At 68.1% G+C, this 25,131-nt stretch carries 26 protein-coding genes; 11 read left to right on the forward strand and 15 right to left on the reverse strand.

Annotated features, from left to right (window positions below; translation table 11 throughout):
* Positions 1 to 895: 895 nt before the first annotated feature.
* Together OG251_RS36875 and OG251_RS36880 are read left to right on the forward strand one after the other, a co-directional pair.
* A complete protein-coding gene (locus OG251_RS36875) occupies positions 896 to 1,753 on the forward strand; it encodes a NucA/NucB deoxyribonuclease domain-containing protein (RefSeq protein WP_326681630.1) in 858 nt (285 codons plus the stop codon).
* A gap of 18 nt (positions 1,754 to 1,771) precedes the next feature.
* Positions 1,772 to 2,317, forward strand: a complete 546-nt coding sequence (locus OG251_RS36880) for a hypothetical protein (RefSeq protein ID WP_326681631.1) — start codon at positions 1,772 to 1,774, stop codon at positions 2,315 to 2,317.
* A 12-nt stretch (positions 2,318 to 2,329) separates the two neighbouring features.
* Here OG251_RS36880 and OG251_RS36885 read toward each other — a convergent pair whose 3' ends face one another.
* Positions 2,330 to 3,760: a transcriptional regulator gene (locus OG251_RS36885; RefSeq protein WP_326681632.1), complete on the reverse strand. Its 1,431-nt coding sequence runs from the start codon at positions 3,758 to 3,760 to the stop codon at positions 2,330 to 2,332.
* A 462-nt stretch (positions 3,761 to 4,222) separates the two neighbouring features.
* Between OG251_RS36885 and queC the strand changes: the two genes are divergently transcribed.
* The gene (queC, locus tag OG251_RS36890; protein WP_326681633.1) at positions 4,223 to 4,933 is read left to right on the forward strand and encodes a 7-cyano-7-deazaguanine synthase QueC; all 711 of its coding nucleotides are present in this window, start codon (positions 4,223 to 4,225) and stop codon (positions 4,931 to 4,933) included.
* 163 nt (positions 4,934 to 5,096) lie between these two features.
* On the opposite strand, the gene OG251_RS36895 is transcribed toward queC, so the two are convergent.
* Both OG251_RS36895 and OG251_RS36900 read right to left on the reverse strand, forming a co-directional pair.
* Positions 5,097 to 5,510 carry a WHG domain-containing protein gene (locus OG251_RS36895; protein WP_326681634.1) on the reverse strand — a complete coding sequence of 138 codons (414 nt, stop codon included), beginning with the start codon at positions 5,508 to 5,510 and terminating at the stop codon, positions 5,097 to 5,099.
* Positions 5,479 to 5,832: a TetR/AcrR family transcriptional regulator gene (locus OG251_RS36900; protein WP_326681635.1), complete on the reverse strand. Its 354-nt coding sequence runs from the start codon at positions 5,830 to 5,832 to the stop codon at positions 5,479 to 5,481. The genes OG251_RS36895 and OG251_RS36900 overlap by 32 nt, the downstream gene beginning before the upstream one ends.
* Before the next feature lie 155 nt (positions 5,833 to 5,987).
* On the opposite strand from OG251_RS36900, the gene OG251_RS36905 reads away from it, so the two are divergent.
* From OG251_RS36905 to OG251_RS36915, 3 genes are all read left to right on the forward strand, one after another.
* Complete coding sequence (locus OG251_RS36905; RefSeq protein WP_326681636.1) at positions 5,988 to 8,501, forward strand: hypothetical protein; 2,514 nt, start codon at positions 5,988 to 5,990, stop codon at positions 8,499 to 8,501.
* Positions 8,502 to 8,665: 164 nt separating this feature from the next.
* Entirely contained in the window at positions 8,666 to 8,920 is a 255-nt protein-coding gene (locus OG251_RS36910) for a hypothetical protein (RefSeq protein WP_326681637.1), read from the forward strand.
* Between the two features lie 196 nt (positions 8,921 to 9,116).
* Positions 9,117 to 10,208 (forward strand): NUDIX domain-containing protein, encoded by a 1,092-nt coding sequence (locus OG251_RS36915; RefSeq protein WP_326681638.1) that lies wholly within the window; start codon positions 9,117 to 9,119, stop codon positions 10,206 to 10,208.
* An 80-nt stretch (positions 10,209 to 10,288) separates the two neighbouring features.
* Here the strand turns inward: OG251_RS36915 and OG251_RS36920 are convergent, their stop codons facing one another.
* The 7 genes from OG251_RS36920 to OG251_RS36950 form a co-directional block, all read right to left on the reverse strand.
* The gene (locus OG251_RS36920; protein ID WP_326681639.1) at positions 10,289 to 11,056 is read right to left on the reverse strand and encodes an SDR family NAD(P)-dependent oxidoreductase; all 768 of its coding nucleotides are present in this window, start codon (positions 11,054 to 11,056) and stop codon (positions 10,289 to 10,291) included.
* Between the two features lie 57 nt (positions 11,057 to 11,113).
* Positions 11,114 to 11,881 carry a glucose 1-dehydrogenase gene (locus tag OG251_RS36925; RefSeq protein ID WP_326681640.1) on the reverse strand — a complete coding sequence of 256 codons (768 nt, stop codon included), beginning with the start codon at positions 11,879 to 11,881 and terminating at the stop codon, positions 11,114 to 11,116.
* A gap of 47 nt (positions 11,882 to 11,928) precedes the next feature.
* Complete coding sequence (locus tag OG251_RS36930) at positions 11,929 to 13,179, reverse strand: MFS transporter (protein WP_326681641.1); 1,251 nt, start codon at positions 13,177 to 13,179, stop codon at positions 11,929 to 11,931.
* 53 nt (positions 13,180 to 13,232) lie between these two features.
* Entirely contained in the window at positions 13,233 to 13,775 is a 543-nt protein-coding gene (locus OG251_RS36935) for a cyclophilin-like fold protein (RefSeq protein ID WP_326681642.1), read from the reverse strand.
* Positions 13,772 to 14,455 (reverse strand): SDR family NAD(P)-dependent oxidoreductase, encoded by a 684-nt coding sequence (locus tag OG251_RS36940; protein ID WP_326681643.1) that lies wholly within the window; start codon positions 14,453 to 14,455, stop codon positions 13,772 to 13,774. Before OG251_RS36940 ends, OG251_RS36935 begins: the two co-directional genes overlap by 4 nt.
* Positions 14,456 to 14,526: 71 nt before the next feature.
* Complete coding sequence (locus OG251_RS36945; RefSeq protein ID WP_326681644.1) at positions 14,527 to 14,937, reverse strand: (R)-mandelonitrile lyase; 411 nt, start codon at positions 14,935 to 14,937, stop codon at positions 14,527 to 14,529.
* Between the two features lie 24 nt (positions 14,938 to 14,961).
* Positions 14,962 to 15,978: a zinc-dependent alcohol dehydrogenase family protein gene (locus OG251_RS36950; RefSeq protein ID WP_326681645.1), complete on the reverse strand. Its 1,017-nt coding sequence runs from the start codon at positions 15,976 to 15,978 to the stop codon at positions 14,962 to 14,964.
* 264 nt (positions 15,979 to 16,242) lie between these two features.
* On the opposite strand from OG251_RS36950, the gene OG251_RS36955 reads away from it, so the two are divergent.
* Positions 16,243 to 17,139, forward strand: a complete 897-nt coding sequence (locus OG251_RS36955) for a helix-turn-helix transcriptional regulator (protein WP_326681646.1) — start codon at positions 16,243 to 16,245, stop codon at positions 17,137 to 17,139.
* 133 nt (positions 17,140 to 17,272) lie between these two features.
* On the opposite strand, the gene OG251_RS36960 is transcribed toward OG251_RS36955, so the two are convergent.
* From OG251_RS36960 to OG251_RS36970, 3 genes are read right to left on the reverse strand one after another with little or no spacing between them, the layout of a single operon-like run.
* A complete protein-coding gene (locus OG251_RS36960; RefSeq protein ID WP_326681647.1) occupies positions 17,273 to 17,710 on the reverse strand; it encodes a hypothetical protein in 438 nt (145 codons plus the stop codon).
* Positions 17,707 to 19,848 carry a site-specific integrase gene (locus tag OG251_RS36965; protein WP_326681648.1) on the reverse strand — a complete coding sequence of 714 codons (2,142 nt, stop codon included), beginning with the start codon at positions 19,846 to 19,848 and terminating at the stop codon, positions 17,707 to 17,709. The genes OG251_RS36960 and OG251_RS36965 overlap by 4 nt, the downstream gene beginning before the upstream one ends.
* Positions 19,845 to 20,756, reverse strand: coding sequence for a hypothetical protein (locus OG251_RS36970; RefSeq protein ID WP_326681649.1), 912 nt, complete (start codon positions 20,754 to 20,756; stop codon positions 19,845 to 19,847). The genes OG251_RS36965 and OG251_RS36970 overlap by 4 nt, the downstream gene beginning before the upstream one ends.
* A gap of 182 nt (positions 20,757 to 20,938) precedes the next feature.
* Between OG251_RS36970 and OG251_RS36975 the strand changes: the two genes are divergently transcribed.
* The 3 genes from OG251_RS36975 to OG251_RS36985 are packed head-to-tail and all read left to right on the forward strand — an operon-like array spanning position 20,939 to position 22,730.
* Positions 20,939 to 21,241 (forward strand): hypothetical protein, encoded by a 303-nt coding sequence (locus tag OG251_RS36975; protein ID WP_442818445.1) that lies wholly within the window; start codon positions 20,939 to 20,941, stop codon positions 21,239 to 21,241.
* Positions 21,238 to 22,278 carry a GNAT family N-acetyltransferase gene (locus OG251_RS36980; protein WP_326681650.1) on the forward strand — a complete coding sequence of 347 codons (1,041 nt, stop codon included), beginning with the start codon at positions 21,238 to 21,240 and terminating at the stop codon, positions 22,276 to 22,278. The genes OG251_RS36975 and OG251_RS36980 overlap by 4 nt, the downstream gene beginning before the upstream one ends.
* 20 nt (positions 22,279 to 22,298) lie before the next feature.
* On the forward strand, positions 22,299 to 22,730 hold the full coding sequence (locus tag OG251_RS36985) for a hypothetical protein (protein ID WP_326681651.1): 432 nt from the start codon (positions 22,299 to 22,301) through the stop codon (positions 22,728 to 22,730).
* 7 nt (positions 22,731 to 22,737) lie between these two features.
* On the opposite strand, the gene OG251_RS36990 is transcribed toward OG251_RS36985, so the two are convergent.
* Positions 22,738 to 23,151, reverse strand: a complete 414-nt coding sequence (locus tag OG251_RS36990; protein WP_326682746.1) for an HIT family protein — start codon at positions 23,149 to 23,151, stop codon at positions 22,738 to 22,740.
* Between the two features lie 72 nt (positions 23,152 to 23,223).
* Between OG251_RS36990 and OG251_RS36995 the strand changes: the two genes are divergently transcribed.
* Positions 23,224 to 23,652 (forward strand): NUDIX hydrolase, encoded by a 429-nt coding sequence (locus OG251_RS36995; RefSeq protein ID WP_326681652.1) that lies wholly within the window; start codon positions 23,224 to 23,226, stop codon positions 23,650 to 23,652.
* 127 nt (positions 23,653 to 23,779) lie between these two features.
* Here the strand turns inward: OG251_RS36995 and OG251_RS37000 are convergent, their stop codons facing one another.
* Complete coding sequence (locus OG251_RS37000) at positions 23,780 to 24,535, reverse strand: restriction endonuclease (protein ID WP_326681653.1); 756 nt, start codon at positions 24,533 to 24,535, stop codon at positions 23,780 to 23,782.
* Positions 24,536 to 25,131: the final 596 nt, after the last annotated feature.

The raw sequence follows: 25,131 nt of genomic DNA on the forward strand, positions 1-25,131 counted from the left end.
GGAACGTGGGTACTCGTTGAGCTGTCGGGTAGTCAGCGAGGCGTGGTGCACGGTCCTGAACGAGTCTCGCGCAGCTGTGCGGCAGCCCGTGACCCTCCCCGTGTACGGCAGGCCCTCGGTCCGTTCCCTGAACGGCGACGCCTGATATGGGCAGATGGAGTGCTCTACGGCGAGATGCACGATGCCCAGTCGCTCGTCGGCCTCGTCAGCAGTCGGGTAGGGGCACCATGCTCGGCGGACTCGACGACGGGCCTGCGCGGACCGGTCGAAGCGCCGGTACGGCGGTCGGCGAGCCATCCAAGCGTTCCCGCCAAATCTGGCTTGTCGGCAGCTGTGTTCTACCCCCGGAGCCACCTAATGTCATGTTCCGAACATTCCTGTCCGGTTCGGCTTTGGGGGATGAACTGTCGTGCTGAGAACTGGTTTGACCACGGCTCTGACTGCCGCGGTGCTCGCTCTAAGCGCCCTCAGTGCCTCAGGGGCTCCAGCGCAGGCAACTGCTCCCACGCCTTCGGTGGTGGCCGCGACGATCCCCAGGCCACCGCTTCCGCCGGTGGACACCGGCCCCAAGTCAGGGCCCGGGGCGACGGTGCACGACAGCTGCCGGGACCTGCCCGCCGCTCTGGCCCGTGCCAAGCAGGCAGGGCGTCGCACCTTGTCCTGTTCCAGGACGGGACTCCCGCCCAGCGCGGCCGCCAGAGCAGCAGCGGCGCAGCGCACCGTCTCCACGGCGGCACCTGCGCAGCGGGGTGGTGCGGCGTCACTCTCACTGCCGCCACCGAGCTGGTGTTTCGAGTCGGAACACCAGGATGGGCACTGGTGGTTCACCCGTGAGGATGCCTGCGCGTGGACAGAGGGGCTTCATACGCTCTACAACGTCAACACCGGTCTGCCTATGGGGACGATCGAGTACCACACCTTTGAGTACACGTGGGCGCGCGCGGTCGCGAATCTTCGCTCGGCGTACACGGTTTCGCTCACGCCGTGGCGCGTGACCGGCGTCGGGATTGCGGGAACCACTCTTCTGGCCAGGGGAACCTGTGAAAGCAACTGTGTGGTCGAGCAAGCCCCGCCTGTTCGTCAGCCGTTGGCCATGAACGTGGAGACGACCGCGGGTCTCAACATGCTTGCCACGACGACGGGCAGAGGCGCAAGCGGAGATGTCTGGGCGCGTATGAACCTTCAGTTCGACACGCCAGGAGGTGCGCCCGTCACCACGCGTGATGTTCGTTCGCTGGGCCTGCGCTGTGACAACGCCCTCCCGGGAAACAACACCAGCCCCGGCTGCGTGTTCTCCGGCTCCCGACCGATTCTGGTACTGCACTACAACGATCCCTCCGCGGGATGGAACGCACTCAATGTGGGCTGGTCCATCTATACCGGCCTTCCGGCCGAGCTCACCCGGCTGCTCAACCCTGCGGATTCGAAGGGCAACGGAGACCGAGCCTGCCCGAGCGGCGGCGCCTACCCCCGCCCCGTCGGCTACGAGTGCGACGAATACCCTTTCCGGTCCACCCAGGAAGGCGCGAAGACCAGCGGCACCCCGTTTGCTCCCAGGACGTTCTCGTTCTGCCAGCTCAACGACACCTGGCCGAATACGCCCGTGGTGAGCACCGATGTTGGCCCCCTGGGGTGGAGCCGCTGCAACATCCCAGGGCCGGACAACCAGGCCGGCGGTCAGATCCTTTCGAAGTTCTACATCGATCAGCGGGTTCTGTCGGGGGAGAAGTTCCTCGTCGTCCCGACGGACTAGCAGGAGGAATCAGCAGGCATGGCGGGACTGCAGGACGGCCGGGTCTGGGCGAGCCACCACCTTTTCTACCTGACCTCAGGTCCGCCCATGCCTGACAGGGTTTGGCTGCCGTCACCAGCGACCGCCGGTCTCGTCACCGCCAGGGAAGGGGCGATCATGGTCGAGACCGGCATCCATACAGGCGACGTGAGGCTGGCCATCGAGGTACTCGACCGTGAACCGCCGCTTTCCGCCGGTTGGGAAGACGTGGCCGAGGTGTCAGTGGTCGTGCCCAACGGAATTCTGCGGGTGCAGGAACTCATGGAGCCATCGGTCTTTCCCGATCTGCCCCTCCAAGGACCGGGCAGCTACCGGATTCGCGTTCACGCCAATGGGCGGGAGTTCGGCCACCGCGGTGTCGAATTCGCCGAGCGCTATCTGATGTCCCTCTGGATGGCGCCCCTGGCGGATGATGCCGTGGTGCACCTGACGGCCCATTCCCGGTGTCAGGCCCGTGCAAGGGCGATGGCCTCGAATGCAACCGCCCTCGCTCGCGCACCCCGCCCGCCCCGCTCCCCGCGATAGCGAGCGGAGGTGTCAGAGCGGTTGCAGTGCGTCATGGATGCGTGCGCGGCTGTCCTTGGTGGCCGACGTGCTGGGGGCGGCCGCGAGTTCGTCGTCCAGCTCGCGCAGGCGGTCGCCGACGCGGGTGGAGGTGATGCTGCCCATCAGCGTCAGTGCGTTGGTGGTGGCGGTGGCAGCGGCTTCGGGCTGGTCGGCGCGGACGTGGGCTCGTGCCAGGGCGATCTGGTCGAAGGCCCGGCTGCGTACCCGTTCGGCGGGCCGGTCGGCGGTGCCCCGCTCGATAAGCGTGATGGCGTTCCCGGCTCGGTCGGGGGCGTACTCGGCGGCGATGAACTCGCACACGCCGACGGTGACGCGGTATTCGGCGGGGTCGAACCAAGCGGCCCAGCCGGGGGTTGTCTCGGTGTCGTCGTCGGCGAGGGCCTGTTCGGCGGCCCCGTTGGCACGGGTCATGTCGTCGATGTGTCCAAGGACCGCGTGGGAGCGTGCTTCGAGCGAACACAGCAGGGCCTTCAGCCGGCCCGGGCGGAGTTTGCGGGTGCCGTACTGGGCGGCCTGAACAAGGTCGAGGGCATCCTCCGCGTGTCCGAGGTGGTTGGCCTGCCGGGCGAGGCAGTTCATCAGGTGCCCGCCGATCCCGGCACCGTCGGGTCCGGCCTGCTTGGCGGCCTGAAGGCCCAGGAGCAGGTAGTGCTGGGCGTGCGCGTGGGCCCCGGCGTCGTGGGTCATCCAGCCGGCGACGGAAGCGAGTTCCGCGACGGCAACGAACAGTGCACGGCCCGTCTCCTCGGTGTAGGTGCGGGTGCGGATCAGCTGAGTGACGTGCTGGAGCTGGCCGACGACCGCGAGGCGGGACAGGCCCCCGCCGTGCGCGTTGTCCAGTTCGCGGAACGCGCCGGTGGTCGCCTCGATCCGCGCCACGTCCGGCATACCGAGGCGGCCCCCGGGCCCGGCCGCAGGCAGGGGTTCGAGGCCGTTCAGATGCAGCCAGGGCTGGACAGCGTTCACGAGGGCAACGCCGGACAGGGGGTGCGCGCGGGACAGGGTGCGGTCGTCGGTCACGGCATCGCTCCGGGTGGTTTCGAGTAGGGCGGCCACAACCCCCAGGGCGGACCACGTGTCTCCTCCCCGGGGCAGTCCGCCTGCGGTCAGGCCCAGGTCGGCCGCAGTGAGCGTGCGCCCGTCGCACAAGTTGCTCATCGCCTCGGCGAGGAACACGGGGACGGGATGGCGGGGCCGTTCGCCCTTGTTGATCCACCGGGAGACACGCGAGCTGTCGGTCTGGATGTCCCGGCGCCCGTGCCGGGCCGCAACGCGGCCGACTTCCGTCGCGATCCGGCTGTAGCTGGCGCCCGAGGTACGCACCCAGTGCGCCAGGGCTTCATTGGGTCCGGACTGCGCCACCGTGTCCACCTGGTCCGAGTGAGGAAGTGCTGCGGGCATGGCCGAGAGGGTGCGAGTCCAGGCTACGCCGCGCAGCGTGAACTCCGCCCAGTCCAAGAGCTGTTCGCAGTGATTCGCAGCGGTATCGCCACGCTGCGGCTCTCGTGGAGCGCAGGCAAGCGCAAGGGGTTCCGCCGTGGAGACGCAGCGGGTGCAGGGGGTGAACTGTGCTCAGCCCGGCAGGCACGGCGCCGGGTGCACAACGGAAGGACTGTTCGGCCTGCTGATCGGGTTCGGGGCCGGTGACCAGGATGTCGCACCGGCCTCGGAGCATCTGATCCGGCAGTGCTCACGAAGGGACCGATGCCTCGTCCTGCCCGCTTCGGCCTCACTGCTGCCAGGCGGTGACGGAACTGGTCCGACCCCGCTCGCGCGGCTTGCGGATTCTTCCCGTCAGCCGACCCCAGGTCCACAAGATCCACTGCCCCGGGCACGGTCCGGGGACCTCGGAAGGGCACATTCATGCCTCGAACTGCTCTACCGCGTCACGCGGTACTCATCTTCTCCGGCGGCCTGGACAGCGCCGTCACGGCCTACAGACTCCGGGACGGGGGCGTCACCCTGAGCCTGCTGTCGTTCGACTACGGGCAGCGCCACGTCAAGGAACTGGCCCACGCCGCGCACCTGGCCGATCAGCTCAGCGTGTCCCACGACGTCGTCGACCTGACGTCCCTGGGCCGGATTCTGGGCGGTTCCGCCCTGACTGACCCGGCCATCGCGGTTCCGCACGGCCACTACCGTACCGAGACCATGAGCAGCACGGTCGTCCCGAACCGGAACGCGATCATGCTGGAGGTCGCGGCCGGCGCCGCGGTGGCAGCGGGGGCGGACGCGGTGGCATTCGGCGCGCACTCCGGGGACCACGCGGTCTACCCGGACTGCCGGCCGGAGTTCTTCACCCTCATCGAAGCGTCCATGAAGGCCGGGAACGACGGGCACATGGACGCCGACTTCCAGCTGGTCGCCCCGTTCCTGAACCTCACCAAGGCCGACATCGTGCGCGAGGGTGCCCGACTGGGGGTGCCATTCGAGCTGACCTGGTCGTGCTACGAGGGCGGCGACGTGCACTGCGGTGCCTGCGGAACCTGCGTCGAGCGTCGGGAGGCGTTCGACGGGGCCGGGGTGGCCGATCCGACCGTCTACGCAATGACGCCGAAGGGAACAGTCCAGTGACCAGCTCTCAGCCTCTCTTCCGGATCGGGAAGAGTTTCCGCTTCGAGGCCACGCGGCAGCTGCCCGACGGCCGCTTCGACGGTCACTCGTTCACCGTGGAAGCAGTGCTGTCCTCCTCGGTGCTCAGCCCGGTGGGCCCCGGCCTGAAGGAGGCCATTGTGCGCTACGGCTTTCGCGGCACACCACACAGGGCGAGGAGATCGTCCATCATGTTCTCGAACAAGGGCGGGTAATCATCGAATGACGAGGCCAGGTGTCCGTAGACGGCCATGCAGAGCAGCCCGTAGATCTGCCGCCAGCATGTGATCATTACCATGGCGACCCCTGGCGGGTAGTCGTGCTCCATCAGCCGCCCGTACGCCGTCACCTGTGCCCGAAGGCGCGGCTCCATCTCTTTCACAGACGGGTACCGCAGGATGTCCCGACGCCACAGCTGCGCGAACGTTTGTCCGAATAGTCCGCCCAACTCCCGAATCAGCACCTGGTCGACGTGTTGCCCGGAGGCGACCAACCGTGCGTAGCCTGCGCCCATGAGGAGATCGAACTCACCAGGGTTCGCGACCGACCATTCCAGCACTGCCCTTGCAGCCGCGTACAGTTGCCCCCCCGAAATCCTCCGGGCCCATCACCCCCGCCGCCTTGGCAACCGTCGACACGAAATCACGCGTAACCCCTTGGTAGACCGCCAGCGTGAGACCCGGCTTTCCCTCGAAGTAGCGATACAACGCCGGCGGAGTGACCCCTACTTCCCGGGCAACCGCTGACAGGCTGAGGGCCTCGACGCCCTGCGTGGCGATGAGCCGGCGCGCCGCTGCGAGCGCGTCGTGCTCCAACTCGACGCGCAGGCGCTCCCGACGTGACGCGGGCCGACCGGCATCTCCCATGGCGGAGGGGCGCATCCTCACCTCTCAATGACTTCGAGCGAAGCAACTCAGCCAAGCCATCACGAAGTTGACGGATCGCTGAGTTGCAGTGACACCATGTTATGTGGTTAATACCTTTCACTCTATTGATGGGTGTCACGCCTCACCCTGGCGCTGTGAAGGGATAGCGCATGACCATGCAACGCAGACGGGCCTGGTGGCTCGGCGTCCTCGTGGTGCTGGCACTACTGGCCGGAGGCGGGGTCACCTTCTGGAAGATCCAAGAATCCAACACCCGCCTTGCCATCGAGATCAAAGGTCTGCCTGGCAAGGCCCACCCAGCCGTCACGGTCACTGGGGCCGGCGGGTTCAAGCGGTCAGTGGCGGCCTCCACCACTATGGAGGTACCCCCCGGACCCGTCCGTGTTACACCAGCACCGTTCAGGGCCGCAAAGGCCACCTTCTACACCCCGGACGACATGCTGACCGTCACGATCGGCAGAGGTAAGTCCGGACACGTGACGGTCGACTACCGGATTGCTGTCTCCGACAAGGCCCGCATCCTCGACTACACCGGCCCCGGCCTCGCCAGGTCAACCACAGGTAATGAAAAGGAACTTCTCTTCAGGGCTGACGCCAAGAGCGCACAGAACCTAGAGGTCGGTGACATCCTGCTGGCTGCTGAGGGACCGAAAACTCCGCTCGGCCTGCTTCGCAGGGTTGTGAGTCTCGAGCGCCGCGGAGATCTTCTGGCAGTCCAAACCGCCTCGGCTCGCCTCAACGAAGCCATGCCCAAGGCAGTACTACGGTTCACACGTACGCCGCCTAAAGCGTCCACTCCAGAAAGCGAGATGCGGCCGGCTGCGTATCGGGCCGAGGATCCCAGCCCCACACCGGAGGAGAAGCCCGGGGAGGGTGAATTCGCAATCAAGATGAACACGTGGCAACAGAAGCTGAAACATGGGGAGGTTGCGTGTGGCACCGGGGTCCCCCTGGTGAAACTAGAAACCACCTGGCCTAACGTCGACCTCAGCGGTAGTGAGATCGGGTTCAATCTGCGTGACGCCGTGTGGGCCGATATCCAGGCCAAGGTCGAGTATTCGGCCAAGGTCACTCTCGGCACTCCGCACGGGGCTCAATGCAGCTACGAATATGAAAGTCCGGACCTGTTCAAGCTTCCGGCGCGATTGGTGAAACTTGTCCGGGTTGGACCGTTCAGCGTGAGGCCGGCGGTGACCGGAATCGGAGGTTTGGAAGCCAAGGCAGAAGGCGGAATGAAGATCGAGTCAGGTGGGAAGCAGGACTGGAAGTTCACTTCCCGGCTCAGTCTCCTTCCTCATGCTTCAGGAACTTTGGACGGCCCAAAGCCATTCACAACCTCGATCTCGGGCGTCAGCGAGGGAAAACTTAAGGGAAAGCTCGGGTTGCGGATTAAGCTTGAGGCGAGCGATCTCATCGAAGTCTTCATCACCGACTTCTACTTGGACGCAGCTCTTGCACTTGAAGGAAGCGTTGACCCACTTGCGGGCCAAGGCAAAGTGGAGGGATTCGCCGAAGCTGGCGTTGGAATAGAGTTCAAACCTGGCGAATTCAAGACACGAGAGATTGGTGCCACGTTCGCGTCGCCGAAGTACACATTCTGGGAGTCCGACAAGCTGATGCCGCCGCTAGCTTTCGCCACGGACCACGCCATCAAGGTGAAGTCCGGCATGGGCAGTCCCGACACCGTCGCCACGCTCCCCGCAGGCATGGCGGTCCGCCAGATTACCTGGTCACCGGATGGTAAAAGACTCGCGTGGAGCACAGCCCCGACAAGGTCCGGCCATAATACGGGGCGCATCTACCTGGCAGATCTCGCGACGGGCGACGTCGGCAATTGGGAGTGCTGGAGCTGTCGGATCTCTTTCGGGGGAGACCGCCTGCTCTCCATGTGGGACAAGACGCTGGGTGGCGAGGAAGCGGGCTTCGCCTGGTATCGCATCGGGCAAAATGAGCCCAGCACGGTGCAATTGGAAAACCCTGCGACGCTCCACCACGGACAGACCCAGGACGAAGTCTGGGAGGTGGCCAGGAAATACTGCGGAACCGGAGGATGCGCGACGATAGACCTATACGGCGAAGCGGCGAGATCGGGTGATTCACTCATCGGAATTCCGTGGAACGACTGCCGTCCCAAGCTGTTTCGCGTCAACTCGCGCCTCCAGGCATCCGCCCTCACGGTGGCCAACACCTACCCCGACGTGATCGAACCCGGACCCGACGGGCGGTTGCTGCTCTCCGGAGTGAATTCCGGTGGTTGTGACGAACTAGGGAAGCCAAGTCATCTAGAGTTCTCGGAAGTGTCCAAGACCGGGCAGTTGAGCACGGTGCCGGCTCCCGCTCACTACCATTCCTGGGAGCCGTGCTACCTCTGGTACGACGAGAAGAAGAACCCTCACGCCGTTCTCGCTCCTCCGATGGATGATGGTGACGTTCTAACCCAGGAGTACCCCTGCTTCCAGCAGATGCCCAGGAAATTCAGGACTCTGAAGAAACAAGGAAAGTCCTGGGAAGAGAGCGGTGACGCTGCACTGCTGCGGAGAACTCAAGGGGACTGGAGCGCCGAGCTACACGTCGGTGGCCGGTTGACGGCTAAGAATTCTAGCCAGCGTTTCCGCGTATCCGAGCGCGTGCGAACATTCGCCTGGAGTTCAGGGGCATCGTAGACGCCCCTCTCGCTGTCATCATGCCCAGCATCTGGCGGTGACCGGACCTCAGCTCATGGCAGGCGCGGTCAGCATCGCGTCCGCTGACGGACAGGCGGGGGAGAACCAGACAGCGCTCCCCCGCCACTCGATCGGAGGCAGGATTGTTAGTTCAGAGAAACTGGATGAACGGTGAGGCGGTCCTGGAGATGGCCGACCGGGTCGCCACACCGGGTGCCGCAGTGGCGATCATGGGCGACGGGAGCCTATGGACCCACAACGCCGACTGGACTCGGGCGCTGCGCGAGTTGATCCAGCTCCACCTGGGCGCCGAGCGCCGGGCGGGCGCCCGCCGTTCCAACGCCGAGCCCCGCCGCTCGTACGAGGAGGACCTCGCCGCTCAGCGTTCAACGACGTCACCGAACACCTTTTCCCCGTAACCCGCACCTGGGCGCCGCAGGAGGTACTCGGCTACCTGCGCACCACGTCCTTCGCCGGGGCCGGCCTCTTCGCAGAACGGCACCAGGCGTTCGAGGACGAGGCCCTCGCCCTTCTCCATGCGCACGCGGTGGACGGGTCTCTGGTCGAGGAAGCGACATTCAGGGTTCTGCTCGCCCGGCGTCCGGAGGGAGCGCGATGAGCGGCCAGCGGCACACCGAGCCGGTGGACGTCCACCTGATCCTGCGTCGGGAGACCGCCGACGGGCCGCAGGTTCTGCTGTCCCGGCGGGCTGGTCAGGTGTACGCCGCCGGCCTGTGGCACCTACCGTCGGGGCATCTGAACGGTCCGCATGAGGACGTGGTCACCGCCCTGATCCGCGAGGCGCGGGAGGAGACCGGGGTCGTCATCGACCCGGCCGACGTGCGGTCCGCCGTGACCGTGCACCACCGAAGCCCCGGAGGCGCCTCCCGTACCGGGCACTTCTTCGAGGTCCGGCGGTGGAAGGGCGAGCCCGAGATCGCGGAGCCGGACGTCTGTGACGCGATGGACTGGGCACCCCTTCACGCCCTGCCCGCCCAGATGGTGGCGTACTGCCGTGCGGGCCTGGACGCCTACACCGCCGGCGCGCGCCTGGCCGTGCACTTCCAACTGCCCGGCGACAGCATCGCCTTCGACCCCGGCGCCGACCGACTGCGCCTCGTGCCGGACGTGACCGGCCAGGCGTCTACCGCCCGTCCCGACGCCGCGGTCGTGGAGTTCGCGGAGCAGGCGGTCGGCCGGATCACGCAGTGGACGGATACGTCATGGGCGCGCGAGGAGAGCCGCGTATGGCGGGTCCACGGCGTCCAGGGCGGCACCTGGTACGTGAAGGTGCACCAGAACGAGCGGTTCCACGGCCGGGAAGTGCGGGGGCTACGGACGTGGGCGCGGGAGCTGGGGGCGTCCGCGCCCCGGCTGGTCGTCGCCGACGAGACCCTGCGGGCGGTGGTCCTCACCGCGGTGCCGGGCCGCCCGCTGCACGGCACCGTCCTTGCCCCGGAGCGGGAGAGGGAGGTCTTCCAACGGATCGGCGCGCTGGCCCACCGCATCCACCAGGCATCTCCCCCACGGCCCGCTCCTGCCGACAGCGGCCCAGCCGCGGCCGAGGCCGACCGGCACCTGGCCGGGGCGCGGTCTCATCTGCTCCCAGGGGATGAGGAGTTCGTCCGCGAGCTCGTTCGGCAGGCCGAGGCCCTGCCACCGCTGGAGCGGGTGGAGACCCATGGAGATTTCCAGCTCATTCATTAGGCAAGTCACTTGTCGGGATTGAGGTTGTCGCCCTGCCTTGTTCAACGAGGTAGTCGGCTGCAGGGCATGCGGCGGGGTGGCTATTGGGCGACGTAGCCGCCGTCGACGGGCAGTGCGATGCCAGTGACGTAGCTGGCGCCGTCGCTGCAGAGCCAGAGGACGGCCTGGGCGATCTCGTCGGCTGTGCCGAGCCGGTCGATGGCCTGGCCTGCTTCGGCCTGGTGGCGATCGAGTTCTCCGCCTTCGACCATGGCGTCGACCATGGGGGTGCTGATGGTGCCGGGGCAGACGGCGTTGATTCGGACACCGCGGGAGCCGTATTCGAGGGCGACGCTCTTGGTGAGGCCGATGACGCCGTGCTTGGAGGCGTGGTAAGCGGCGCGGCCGGGGTTGCCGACGAGGCCGCCGAGGGAGGAGCAGTTGACGATCGCACCGCTGCCCTGCTCCCGCATGTGGCGCAGTTCGTGCTTCACGCTCGCCCACATACCACGCAAATTGATGCCCTGGACGCGGTCGAACTGCTCCGCGCTCTCGTCGGCGGCGTCGGTGGGCGGGGGCATGATCCCGGCGTTGTTGTAGGCCATGTCCAGGCGACCGAAGGCTTCGACGGTGCGGTCGACGGCGGCGGCGACCTGGTCCTCGTCGGTGACGTCGCAGACCAGCGCGAGGACGCGGCGACCGTCGTCGGAGAGTTCCTGGGCAGCGGCGTTGACGGCCTTCTCATTGATGTCGGCGAGGGCGACGGCGGCGCCCGAGGCGGCGAAGGCGCGGGCGGTGGCCAGGCCCATGCCCGAGGAGGCACCGGTGACGAAGGCGACCTGGCCGGTGAAGTCGTAGGTGGGGTTCATAGGGATGACTCCTCACGTGGCGTTTCGACAGGTGGTTTCCGTGTGGGATTTCGCAGGTCAGGCTGTCTGGCCGCCGTCTACGACGAGTGCGGTACCGGTAGTGAAGGCGGCGTCCTCCGAGCACAGCCACAGCACGGCCGAGGCGATCTCCTCGGGTTTGCCGAGGCGGCCGACGGGTTCGTCGGCGATGAGCCCTTCGCGGCTGCCGGGGCGGGTGTCGCCGAAGCGGCGGATCATCTCGGTGTCGATGATGCCGGGGCACAGGGCGTTGATACGGATGCCTTCGGCGGCGTGGTCGAGGGCCGCGGAGCGGGTGAAGCCGATGACGCCGTGCTTGGCGGCGGCGTAGGCGGCCTGGCCCTTGAACCCCTTGACCTCGGCACCGGAAGAGACGTTGACGATCGCCCCGCCGCCGTCCTGCCGGAGCATCTGGCGGACCTGCGCCCTGGTGCACAGGAACGCACCGGTGAGGCTGACGCCGAGGATGCGGTCCCAGTCGTCCTTGGCGGTGTCGGCCGCGGACTGGACGGGCTGCTCGACACCGGCGTTATTGAACGCGGCGTCCAGGTGCCCGAAACGCTCCACGGTCCGGTCGACAGCGACCTGGACGTCTTCCTCGCTGGTGACGTCGCAGGTCAGGGCGAGGGCTTCCCCGCCGTCGGCCTCGATGAGGCGGGCAGTCTCCCGCAGGCCGTCGGCGGACCGGTCGACGAGGGCGACCCGCGCGCCGGCGCGGGCGAAGGCCAGGGCCGTGGTGCGGCCGATTCCGGAGGCGGCGCCGGTCACGAACGCGCTCTTGCCGTGGAAGTCGTAGGTGACGTTCATGTGAGTCTCTCCTTCGATGGCCGAGCCGTGGCTCGTTCGGGCGGATGTCAGTGGTGTACCGGTGTGGAGGCGTCGTCCCGTACAGGGGCCGCCGTAGCGGGCTGGGCGACGATCCGCGTGCGGTGGCCGGTGCCGCTGAGTGCGAGCGCGAAGAGCGGAAGCAGGGTGAGCGCGGCGAAGACCGCCCCGACCAGAGCTGGGCCGGTCAGGCCGAGCGAGGAGTCCAGGGCCGTGCCGGCGAGGGCGGATCCGGCGGCGATGCCGGTGTTGTAGCCGGAGGTGGTCAGCGCCGAGGTGAGGGTGGGGGCGTCGCCGGCGAATCGGACGGCGAGGGAGGTGACGACCGGATTGACGGTGAACCCGGCCAGCGCCATGCCGAAGATCAGGACCACGGCAGCCACCGGACTGTTCGAGGCGGGGATCAGGGCCAGCAGGATGAGGGAGGTAGCTGCCGCCGCGGTGATCGTCGTGACCATCGGGCGGCGGTCCCCGAGACGCCCGCCGATGGCGGTGCCGCCCAGCGCTCCGATGCCGAAGGCGATCAGCACCAGCGGCACGGCACCGGCCGGAATGCCCGCCCGGTCGGTCAGCAGCGGCGTGATGTAGGTGTACGTCGCCAGGACGCCGCCCATGATCAGCACGGCCGCGCCGAGGGCGAGCCACAGCCGCCCCTGGCGCAGAGCCCGGACCTCGGCCCGCACCGACACCTCGGCGCGCTGCTCGGTGCGGGGGATGAACCGGCCGACGAACGCGGCGGCCAGCGCGGCGAGAACGGCGAGCGCCCAGAAGGGGCCGCGCCAGCCGGTGTAGTGGCCGACGAACGAGCCGATCGGAACGCCGATCACGTTGGCCAGGGTGAGGCCGCCCATCATGACGCCGACCGCCCGTGTGGCCTTAGCGGGGCCGGCGGTGGTGGTAGCGATGACAAAGCCGACGGCCCAGAACGCGCCGGTGGCCAGGGCGGTCACCACGCGGGCGGTCAGCACGACGGTGAAGGACGTACTCAGCGCGGCAACAGCGTGCCCGAGAGCGAAGACGGCCAGCGCGCCGATGAGGGTGTGACGCTGGGGCAGGCGCAGGGTGGCCATGGCCATCGTGGGTCCGCCGACGATCATCCCGACGGCGAACGCGGTGATCAGTAGACCGGCGTGGGACACGCTCACGTTCAGGTCGGCGGCCATCTCGGGCAGCAGCCCGGCGATGACGAACTCGGTGGTGCCCATCAGGAACGTGCCGGCGGCGAGCACCCAGACGACGAAGGGCAGCCGACCGGTGGCGGAGCCGGTGGCGGAGGGCATGCGAGGACTCCTTCCCGTACGAGGAGGGGTGGTGGACGAGGTGAGGCGGCTGGTCAGGAGGCAGCCTCGATGGTGATCCGATCGGCCCCGGACAACTGGTCGGCTTCGGCGTCGATGTTGCCGAGAATTAGCAGATCCTCGGAGGCGGCGGGGCCGTCTTCGTAGAAGATGGCGAGGTTGCCCCACGGTGCGAAGTAGGCGATGTCCCCGACCTTGGCCGCTGCCGGTGCAGGGGCGCCCTCTGTGGTCAGCTTCCTGGGCGGGTCGGCGATCCGCTCGGTCCCGTGGAAGTCCTTCAGGTCCAGGGTGAGCGGGAGGAGGGAGGCCAGGTCGCGGGCGGCGGGGCTGGCGTTCAGGGTCGCCTCGACCTCTTGGCCGTCGATGGTGACGCGGATGTCCATCGGAGTGCTCCTGTCTGATCCGGACGGGCTCGCGGACGCCGTGGTCGGCAGTTCTCCGGATGCCGGGCCGGACGACGAGGCGGAGGTGGTGGGGGCCTGCTCGGCGGACGAGTCGTCCGCGCAGGCGGTCGCGGCCAGCAGCAGCGCGCCAACGGTGGCGGTGGTGGTCAGGGCGCCGCGGAGGGTGAAGGTCATGGGGTGCCGTCCTGCGGGTCGGGCATGGGCTCGGCGTAGTGGCGGAAGCCGTTGCGGTCGGTGTGCAGGCCGTACAGCAGGTCGGCGAGGGCCTCGGGGCTGGAGGTTGTGGAGTCGGGGCTGATAGCCCCAGGCACGATGAGCTGTGTGACGTGGATGTTCTCGGGGGCGAGGGCGGTGTGGAGCATCTGCGCGTACGCGCTCTCGGCTGCGAACGCGATCGAGGTACCGGCCACGCTGGCCTTCGGGCGAACCGCGCTGCCGCCGTTGACGAACAGAAGCGTGCCCCGCCCGAGCTCCCGCATGCCGGGCAGAACGGTGTTCACGCAGGTGAGCGGCCCCTTGACGGAGAAGGCCAGCGGGTCGTCCAGGTCGGCGGAGGTGGTGTCCAGGACCGGCTTCATGAAGTCGCTGCGGGGTACCGGGCTGAACTGGAGGATCTCGACGGGCCCCAGCGTGTCCGCGGCCTCTTGCAGGGCTGCGGTGAGGGAGGCGGGGTCCAGGACGTCGGCGGTGAAGCCGCGGGCGTGAATGTTGTCCCTGGCCAGTTCAGCTGCCAGATTGTCCTGGTGCTGGGCGCTGCGCGAGAGGAGGGCGACGCGCTGGCCCGCTTGGCCGAAGCGACGGGCGGCAGCCAGCCCCAGACCGGGGCCGGCACCGACGAGAGCGAAGGTGGTCACGGGAGTTCTCCTCAACGACGTGGGTGGGGTGGGCCGCATCAAGGCCGGGGGAAAGCGGTATGCGCCGGAGTTCAGCCGGTGGCCGGGGTGGCGGTGTATTCCTCGTCGGTGACGGGGTTCAGCCAGTGCACGACGTCGTGGGTGTCGTCGCCCTCGTTGATGGCCAGGTGGACCATGAGCCGGTTCGGTGCGGCGCCGTGCCAGTGCTCCTCGTCGGCTTCGAACAGGACGCGGTCGCCGGGCCGGATGACTTCCACCGGGCCGCCGCGGCGCTGGCACAGACCGACGCCTTCGGTGACGAAGACGGTCTGGCCCAAGGGGTGGCGGTGCCAGTGAGTGCGGGCGCCGGGCATGAAGTGAACCAGGGACGCGGTGACCCGGGACGGGGCGGGCGCGGCGGCGACGGGGTCGATGTAGACATCGCCGGTGAACCAGTCTGCCGGGCCCTTGACGGTGTCGATCGAGCTGCGGGTGATCTGCACGGTTGCTCCTCGTGCGGTAGGGGGTCAGGGCTTGAGGAGGGTTTTGATCGCACGGCGCTCGTCCATCGCCTTGTAGCCCTCGGCGACCTGCTCCAGGGGCAGGGTGAGGTCGAAGACCTTGCCCGGGTCAATCCGGCCCTGAAGGACGCGGTCGATCAGGTCGGGGAGGTAGCGGCGTACGGGGGCGGGGCCGCCGCGCAGGCCGACGTGGGAGAAGAACAGCTCCTGTCCGTCGACGGCGACCTCGTGGGGGACGCCGACGAAGCCGACGTTGCCGCCGGGCCGGGCGGAGTGCAGGGCCTGGCTCATGGCCTGAGCGGTGCCGACGCACTCCAGGACCGAGTCGGCACCGATCCCGCCGGTCAGCTCCTTGATCCGGGCGACACCTTCCTCACCGCGCTCGGTGACGATGTCGGTGGCGCCGAACTCGCGCGCCAGCTTCTGGCGAGAGGCGTGCCGTGACATGGCGATGATGCGCTCCGCGCCCAGCTCCTTGGCCGCGATCACCCCGCAGAGGCCGACCGCGCCGTCGCCGACGACCACGGCGGTCGAGCCGGGCCTCACCTCGGCGGCGTCCGCGGCCCACCAGCCGGTGCCCATCACGTCGGACACGGCAAGGAGACCGGGCCACAGATCCTCGCCCGGCACGTCCTCGGTGGCGACCAGGGTGCCCTGGGCGTTGGGAATGCGGACGTACTCGGCCTGGCAGGTGGACATGAACTCGCGGTTCAGGCAGTTCGACTGGAAGCCGTTGCGACAGTTCGCGCAGGTGTTGTCCGAGGTGGCGAACGAGCCGACGACGAACTGGCCGGGCTTCACCGAGGTGACCGCAGATCCGACCTCCTCGACGAAGCCGACGTACTCGTGGCCCATGGGATGTGCGTGCTCCGTCGGCTCCGCGCCACGATAGGGCCACAGGTCGGAACCGCACACGCAGGTCACAGCCGTCCGGATGACAGCGTCGGTCGGCTTGAGGATCTTGGCATCGTCCACGGTCTCGAACCGGATGTCACCGGGGGCGTAGATCACTGCTCCGCGCATAAGGGAAGGCTCCTCGTCTGCTGAAGCCTGCCGACGCCGGGAGGGTTCCGGCAGGCCACCGAATGGGTGAGGGCCCCGGCGCAGACAGCGATTCCGCCGCCTGCGGGCCCAGGGGCCCGGCGCCCGGCCCGTCCGCTGTGACGGGCGGACGGCGAGCGCCACGTCAACCAGGTAACCCGCATCCCGCGCGGACAGCGAGTCACTGACGAGGGGTGTACCAGCAGTACATCCCTCCCGTCCCGGGCAGGCCGTACCGTCGAAGGCATGGACAACCGCGAGGAGGTCCGCGAGTTCCTCACCTCGCGGCGAGCCAAGATCACCCCCGAGCAGGCCGGGCTGCCGGCGGGCCCTCGACGCCGGGTTCCCGGCCTTCGCAGGAGCGAGGTCGCTGCCCTGGCAGACATGAGCGTCGAGTACTACGCCAAGCTCGAACGCGGCAACCTCGCCGGCGTCTCCCCGTCCGTCCTGGAAGCTCTCGCCCGAGCCCTTCAGCTCGATGACGCCGAACGCGCCCACCTGCTGAATCTGGCCCAGGCCGCCGACGGATCCGACGTCCTCAACCGCCCCCGCCGACGGCGTACGAAGGACCAGTGGAGGCCGCACCGCAGCCTGCAATGGACCTTGGACGCCATCACCGCAGGTCCCGCGTTCGTCCGCAACGGCCGTATGGACATCCTGGCCGCCAACCCGCTCGCTCGTGCCTTCTACGGCGACGTCTACGCCGCCCCCGGCAACCAGGCGAACCTGGCCCGCTTCAACTTCCTCGACCCCGCCTCGCGCCGCTTCTACCCCGACTGGGACCTCTTCGCCGACGTCGCCGTGGCCATCCTGCGCACCGAAGCCGGGCGAAATCCGCACGACAAGGACCTGCACGACCTCGTCGGCGAGCTGTCCACCCGCAGCGAAGAATTCCGCACCCGCTGGGGTGCCCACAACGTCCGCCACCACGGCACCGGCACCAAACGCTTCCACCACTCGGCCGTCGGAGAGCTCACCCTCGCCTTCGAGGGCCTGGAAATGGCCGCCGAACCCGGCCTCACCCTCACCATCTACACCGCCGAACCCGGCTCACCCTCCGAAGAAGGACTGCGCCTGCTCGCCTCCTGGGCTGCCACCCAGAACAGCGACAGCCCCTCCACCACAGAGAACGCGGGCCGGTAGCGACACCACACCGGGCAGCTGGGCCACAAAGAACCATGGTGGTCACCTCTCATGATGCTCGGCGCGGATCTGGTCGACGACGAGCATCACGTTGTGGTCCTCTCGTGGCGGTGTTCATGGGAGGCGCCCAGCTTCAATCGGGCACTCGTCTGGTTTCTCGCGGGCCCGGAAGCCAGGTGACCTGCTGAGCCGCTGCGAGTTCTTCGCGGGCCTGCTCCAGCTCCAGGGACAGCTCGGTGGCGGCACGTACCAGTGCGCGAACCCGTTCGCGCTCCGCTGCGAGATCTGTCTTGATCTTCGCCAGGGCCTCGCGCAGCGCGGTGTTCTCGTCGGCCATATTTTGGACGACCTGCGGGGTGAAGTTCTGTGCCTTGGCCCGTGCCCGGAACTCGTCCACGAGCTCTTTGTGATCGCCGTAGACGACGTCGCGCCGTAGCCCACACTCGGCGATCAGCTCGGTCCCCGTGAGCTTTCCGACGGGCGAGCGCAGGGGCGTCCCGGCCATAAGGCGTTCTGCGGCGGCGCGTATCTCCTGACGTTCGGCTTCCCGGTCTCGGTTCTTCCGCGTCATGCGACCTGGCCGCCTTCCATGTGCGTGGCGACCGGACGTGATGTCTCGTGCTGCTCGATCACCGCGCAGATCCGCGCCGCTTGTGCGGCAGCGCGGTCCCGTCGCGGACGTGGCGTCATCGGGTCACGGGCCTCGGTTTCCAGGATGGGCAGTCGCCTGCGGTGTTCGGCGATGTCCCGGTCGGTGTAGGCGAGGTTGGCGCAGGTGCTGTGACACAGCGAATCGTCGGGCCCATTGTCGGCGGCCAGGCCCAGCAGCAGCTTCTCCTTGCGGCACTCGGCGGTTTCGGCACGATGAACGCAGGTCATGGCTTCGCCATGGTGGATATCGGTGTCGCTTTGCTCAAGGAGCCGCTTGACGCTCGCCTGCGCGCGTACGGTACGGCCGAGGAAGGTCGCTGCGCCGGCGGTGCGGCGACGGTACTCGGCTGCGGCCGGCCCGCTGACGTGCTCGTTGTCCTCATCCAGACGGGTCCAGTCGTCCTCGGACTGTTCGAGGGCCATCTCCAGTCGCTCCACCGCGACGTCATCCAGCCAGGAATCGTCGCCTTGAGCCGCGTAATTCAGAGTGACCTTCGTCTTGAGATGGCCGTACTGCAGGGCGGCGGCGATGAGTCCGCGAGGGCGGCGCACGATGAAGAAGGCGAGGGTACGGCGGAAGCGCGACGCGTGCAGGTGCTTGATGGGATCTGGAGGAATCGCGATGTCGCCATCGGCGGGGGTGAAGGTGGAGTTCACCCAGTCCTGGAGCCTCCGCAGCTCGCGGATGGTCTTGCTGGAGCCCCACGTGAGGGCGCCCATGCGGCTCTTGCGGCCACTGCTGCTGGGCAGGCGGGTCGGGAAGAGCAGGTCGGTTGTGTGGAGCGTCTCCAGCAGGTCGATGGCCTGATGTACGGGGCGGACGACAGCCCAGGGGCGGCTGGCTGGCCTTTGCGACTCGGCCGCGGTGCGGTCGTGGCCTTTGCCGCGGTGTCCGAGCAGCAGCAACTCCCCGGAATCGGGGTCCTCCGCACGGCAGCCGCGGCGGAGATTGGCCACCTCCCCGGGGCGCATACCCGACAGATAGGACACGATCACGAAACACGCTGCCGTCACCACCCAGACGAGCTCAGGGAGTTCGGATGCGGCGATCGGTTTGTCCCTCCACGGGCGCCCGTCGACGCGACCAGTGACACTACCGGCGCGATCGACTACAAGTACCTGGCCTGCCTCCTCGGGCTTCCCGTGCTGCCCAATTCCCTCGGTCTCGGGCCCCGTTCGATCGCCGAATCCTCCGGGATTCCGGTGGCCGGGGACGTCTTCGCCGGGGTTCTCGGGGTCACCTGGCAGTGCGACGCCTGTACGGTGTGCGTCCCGGAGGAAGAGCTTCATGCGCTCGGTGCGTGGCAGTCCGGCGAACCGTGCCTGTTCGGGATGGGTTCCGGTGTACAGCTGACGGAACTCTCGCCAGGCGTCGCGGACATCCGGGCCGATGTCTTCGACGATCCGCAGGGCCCAGTCCAGCAGGGGGATCATCGTGTCCGCCGCGATCCTCGCGGTCCTGTTGCCGCGGCCGGTCTGGATGTCCTCCGCGAGCTCGCCCGGCGAGCGTCCCTGCCACGGTTCCGCTACAGACATGCGGCATTCCGGAGGCAGATGCGGCGCATAGGCCCACACGGCCCGAACGGCGTTGAAGAGCTGACGGCGCGTGCTCGTGCTGGCCTGTATGGACCGGACGTGATCCAGATACTGGTCGAGATCGCGGTCGGTCACTTCGTGGAGCCGATCGATGCCGCGATGCCGCAGCCAGGTCGCAAAGACGCGAAGGCGCTTGAACCACATGTGCACCGTGGAGACGCTCGCCTGGTCGATCCCCGTGAGCCTGCTCAGGACGGGCGGGTATGGGCTGTCGAGGGTTGCCAGGACGAAGACCTTGAAGTCGTATTCCAGCAGCCCCGGGTACGTCGCCCAATGAAGCATGATTGTTTGGGTGTGCTGGTCCGGCTGTGCTTCTGCCAGCGACCAGGCGCGATCCCGGACCCTGGACAGTGCCGCACGGTCGGTTCCGTACCGCAGAGACCGGGTATGGAGAACTTCCCTGTCCGCGAGCTCGCTCAGTAGCGACGGCAGGATAGCGGCACCGTCGTTGCCTGTGGTCATCGCAGGTCCATCCGTCCGACCATCAGGTCGTTGATCAATTCAGACTGACGCCCGGTGAGCCGACTGCGCGCCTGGTCCTGCTCGGATTGGTGGTACTGGCCCACCAGGTCCTCGAGTCGCTCGTGATGCACCGCGTGTCTCGCGTTCCACGTCAACGCATCGGTGTGAACCTTCAGGACGCTCATTTGATCCAGGGCGGCTATCTGCCGCGGGAGTTGGTGGGGCAGGGCACGGGCGTTCTCGCATCCCAGGCAGGCCAGGAACGACTCTGCGCAGAGTTCACCCGGAGAGGCCCCAGGACTGTTGAGGTGGTCGGTACACCCCGTCAGTACGGTGTCCTGTTCACCGGAGATCAAGCGCTGAAGGACCGCGGGATCCAGGTCGGCGTCTCGGGCAGCGCCCTCCAGATCGGAGGCCGCCCGGGCAACCAGAGTGGCCGGCAGTACGGTGATGCTGCGTCGCTTGCGGGCAGCGGCTACTTGGGAGCGCAGAGCGTCGGCGACGACGACGCGGGACTGGGTGGCGACGTCCTTGCTACGGGCGAGGTAGTGGTCGTTCATGGTGGACCGGGTGTGGGCCACCGGGCGCCGCTTGCGCTCGATTCCAGTCTGCCGAAGCCGCCGCGACTCCACCGGCTCGACTCCGTCCTTCGTGGGCTCCTTGGTCGGAAACCCGTGCTGTACGGACCATCGGGCGATGTTCTTGGCGTCGGCCCCACGCGTCCAGCGTTTCGCTCCGGACGTTTGCGTCCGGAAGCCGGCGAAGGCCGAGTTGTGGCCGCCGTGGCGCCGGGCGAGCTGAGTCAGGTCCAGCAGCAGCTGGTAGACCCGTAGCGGTGAACGAAACAGCCGGGGCTCTGGATCATCGGCGACCAGTAGGGTGGCCAGTTCCTCCGGCACATCTTCCACGGGTGTCACCATGTGCTCGCGCTCCGGGCCACGCCGGGTCGACACTCCAGCGATCCAACATCACTTCTCCAAGGGCGAGCCATGAGCCGATTACCCGACAACTCTGGGAAGCCTAGTGAAAGCTCAGAAACGTCCTCGCCACTTCTGACGCCGGTGCCGAGACGGACGACCGTGAGGTATTCGTGGCGGTGATCGATTTCGAGCGTAGTGAACCGGGTCCGGCCGTACGGGATCTGGTCCGTCTGTCCGACGCCTGGGCCGGCCGCGACGACCTGTTCGAGGCGTTTCTGGCCGGGTACGGCAGGACCCTGACCGCCGCCGAGGAGGCCCGGCTGGTCATCGACGCAGCGCTCGATTCCGTGAGTGGGATCGCCTACGGCGCCGCCCACGGTGACCCCGAGCTCGTCGAACGAGGCCGGCGGACGCTGGCCCGGCTGCGCGCCGAGCACCGTGCAGCCCTCTCACCGACAGGAGATGCGACGTGAACGCCGACACGGCACCCACTCCCGCGACCGAGCCGCGCGACGCCGACGGACGGCCGCCGGTCCGCGCGGCAACCGCCTCTGACGCCGAGGCCATCACCCGGATGCGCTCCGAACATGTCCTGTCCGCACCGTTCACCGAGGACTGGCTCCGGCGGTGCACGGACGAGCTGGCACCACGGCTGACGCCGGAGAGGGACGCTCGGGCTTTCGTAGTCGACGCCCCGGACGGCACGATGGCCGCCTGCGCTCTGGGCCTGATCCACCCCGTGCTCCCGGCCCCGGCCTACCCCCGAGGCCGGGCCGCCCGCGTGCAACTCGTCGCCACGCACCCGGACCACCGGCGCCGCGGTTACGCCCGGGCGGTCGTGTCCGCACTCCTGGACCACCTCGCTGGCGTCGAGGAAGTGACGCTGTTCGAGCTGCACACCAGCCCGGAGGCCGCGCCCCTGTACCGGGAGCTCGGCTTCAGCGGCAACCCAGCGCTCATGCGGATGACCCGCCACCGCCCACCCGCCGGTCTCGCGCCTGGTGCGCAGCCGGATTCGACGTGGGTGCCGCCGCAGCAGTACGCCGACGCACTGCCCCGGGCGGCCGCGTACGTGTGCCTCTACGTCACCGACGAGGACGACCGGCCGCTCCAGCTGCACTCCGTCTACTCCCCCGGCCACCCCTGGCACATGATCGGCGGGGCGATGGATCTGGGCGAGCGGCCCTGGGACGCGGTGGTGCGCGAGTGCCGGGAAGAGACCGGCATGACCCCGGCGGGTCCGCCCCGGCTGCTGGCCACCGTGTACGGGCAGCCCCGGGAAGGGCGTCCGTACAGCACGCTGCAGCTGATCTTCGACGGCGGGCGCCTGACCGCTGAGCAGATCCGGGGCCTCACCCTCAACCCGCGCGAGCACGACGAGGCCCGGGTCCTGCCCCTGGCCGAGTGGGAGGCCTTGATGCCGGCTCGCGATTTCGTGCGGCTGCGTGCCGTGGAGGAGGCGCGCCGCACCGGCGTGGCCGCATACGTCGACACCTGGGGGAACGCATGAGCGCTGGCAGCATCGTCTTGATGTCCGACCGGAGAGTCGCCGCAATCCCCGTCCAGGAGCGCGGTGAGGCCCTCCTCGACGCCCGCGCGCACGGCCTGACGGTCGACGACCGCAAGCAGGACGCGGCGGGCGCCTGGGCCCACGTCCGCCCGTGCGTGCTCACACGGCTCCAGCAGGCGCAAGCGCTGCTCCCCGGCGGTGTGCGGTTGCTGTTCATTGAGGGCTACAGGCCCCCGTCCCTGCAGCGCCGGTACTTCGAGGAGTACTCCGACGAGTTCACGCGCGCCCGTCCGGACTGGCAGGCCGCCGCGATCCGGGAGGCGGCCAGCCGCTTCGTGTCGCCTCCGGAGATCGCGCCGCAGCGAGGCGGACAGGGCAGCCGTCCGCGGCCGGATGCCGCAGCCGAGCACGTCGCTGATCTCGTCCGGCAAGCGGCGGATCAGCACCGGTAGCGCAGGGTCAGTCGTGGTTGCCGTACATGTCGCGGATCTCCGCCTCGCTCTCGCCCCGGTAGGTGACGTGCCAGTGCATGTGCTTCGACTCCTGGTACAGGCCCAGGTTCGTCGTCACCGAGCACGCCCCGTACTCCCTCTCCACACCGGCGGCCACCTCCCGCACCACCGCCACCATCTCGTTCAGCAGACCCTCGTCAGCGTTGCCGAGGTCAGTGAGCGAAGGGACGTGCACCTTGGGGATCACCACGATGTGGACCGGGTACGAGGGGTTGGTGTGGTGGAAGGCCAGGACCCGTTCGGTCTCCTTCGCCCTCTCGATGGGAACCGCGCCGGCCAGCGCCTGATGGCAGTAGAAGTCGGAGACGGTCGCGGTACCGGTGGCACCGCCCTCGCTTCGGTGAACTGCGAAGCCGGCCAGTGAGCGCCGACGGGGACGGCGCCGAGAAGCGGGGCCGCGCCCCGTTCCACCGCATGCAGGAGAGGTGCTTCCGTGCCCGAGAAGGTCACCAAGGACACAGTCCTGTGCTACGTCGTGCGCGACGGGAAACTGCTGGTCTTCCGGCACACCGACTACAGCTACGAGGAAGTCGGGATCCAGGTCCCGGCAGGCAGTATCCGCCTGGCCGAGAGGCCGGAGGCCGCCGCGTTGCGGGAGGCCCGCGAGGAAACCGGCCTGAGCGACTTCAAGATCGTGCGCAAGCTCGGCGAGACTAGGTATGACATCAGCCCCTACCGGGCCGAGATCCAGCGCCGGCACGTCTTTCACCTGGAGCTGACCGAGCCCACCCCCGAGCGGTGGGCCAGCCAGGAGGGCCACGAAGGGGTCGGCGAACCGACACGGTTCGAGTGTTTCTGGATCCCGCTGGAGGCCGCCCACGTCCTTCAGTCCGGCCAGGGTGCGCTGCTGGGACGCCTGTAGGACTGAACTCCTAGCTTGGCGGCACAGCCGACGTCTGTGGCCAGGTAGTTGTCACCGAGATAGGCGGCGCGCGTGTGAGCGGCGAAGCCTACGGATGAGTCGCCAATGTCCGCACGGCACGTGGTGTCTACGCGGGCGAATGCTCCTCCTTGACCACGGAGTACAGGTGCTCACCGTGGGCCCAGCGTTTGAGTTCCGGCCGGCCCACGAGGACGAGCCCGTGGCGCCGGGCGAAGTCCGTCGCGGGCCCGGTGAAACCGTTCAGGGCGACGATGACAGCCACCTGCGCGTGATGTTCAGGCACCGCGGTTCCGTTGAACCTCTGCACGGCTTCGGACCCGACCGCGCTGCTGTACTGCTTGCACTGCAAAACGACCTTGTCGCCGTCTTCGTCCCAAGCCACGACGTCCGCCCCAAGGTCCCCGGAACCTCCGACCCGGCGGGCCCGTACGAACCCGTCCCGCGCGAGCAGATCAGCGCACGCTTGCTCGAAACCATCCGCGCTCATCGCAGCAAGCTGCTTCATCCGGAAGGTCAAGACCTTGGGCGCTGCGGTGCCCAACTCACTGCCACCGCTCTCGGCCGGGCCATCGTCGCTGCCATAGGACACGTCGTCGTAGACGACGACATAGCCACCCCTGTCTGAGAAGAGCACGAAACACAGCAGCACGAGCGTGCCCAGGATGAGCAGCGCGAACCACCAGGGATGCGCCATGAGCCAACCCCACACGCCCTCGCTGACCCAGCCCCCGACGTCGTCGCGCACCCAGGGCCATGCCTCCTGCGTCAGCCACTTCCAAGCGACCTTGGCGATGGCTATGCCGAGGATCGACCAGAGGATGACCTTCAGCACCGGGTCCAGGGACCCGTCCTCCTCGAACACCGCTGCCTCTTCTCTATCCTCACGGTGGCCCACGCTACGCGGGCGGTTCCACAGCGTTCCTGCCGTGTCCTGCGACCGGGCAGCCGCAGCTGGGGCGCACTGCGGACTCGCCTTCAGCCCACTGCCCCAGCCGTCCAGGGGCGACCCGGTGGCCCTGATCTATCCATGGAAGGAACGCTAGCTGCGGGCGGGTACGGCCGAGTGGGAGTTGCCGGAATCGGCCTGGCGGACGGGCCTCTGTGCTGATGTGCGATCACATGACCTTTTCGTGAAGACGCCTCGGAGCGCGTTCGAGCGACTTCCTCTCAGCTTGCCGACGACGACGAGATTCGCTGAACAGACAAGACTGCCTGGGCGCAGGAGTGGCCGATCACGGCAGGTTGGGCTCTGATGGCCGCCACCGGACACGGGCGGCATGGTCGCGAACCCGGCCCGGGCCCGGCCGGCCTCCGAGACTTTGCGGCCAGCACCGGTACGTTCGCAAACGGCGGCAAGTCCGCCCGGACCAGGACAGGAATGAGCGCGAATCCGATGCGGCGCGCGCGGTCTACCGTTGCCATGGCGCCATCACGGCCGTGCCCTGCGGTCAGTGGAGA

It is taken from the genome of Streptomyces sp. NBC_01237, from assembly GCF_035917275.1.
Lineage (GTDB): Bacteria > Actinomycetota > Actinomycetes > Streptomycetales > Streptomycetaceae > Streptomyces.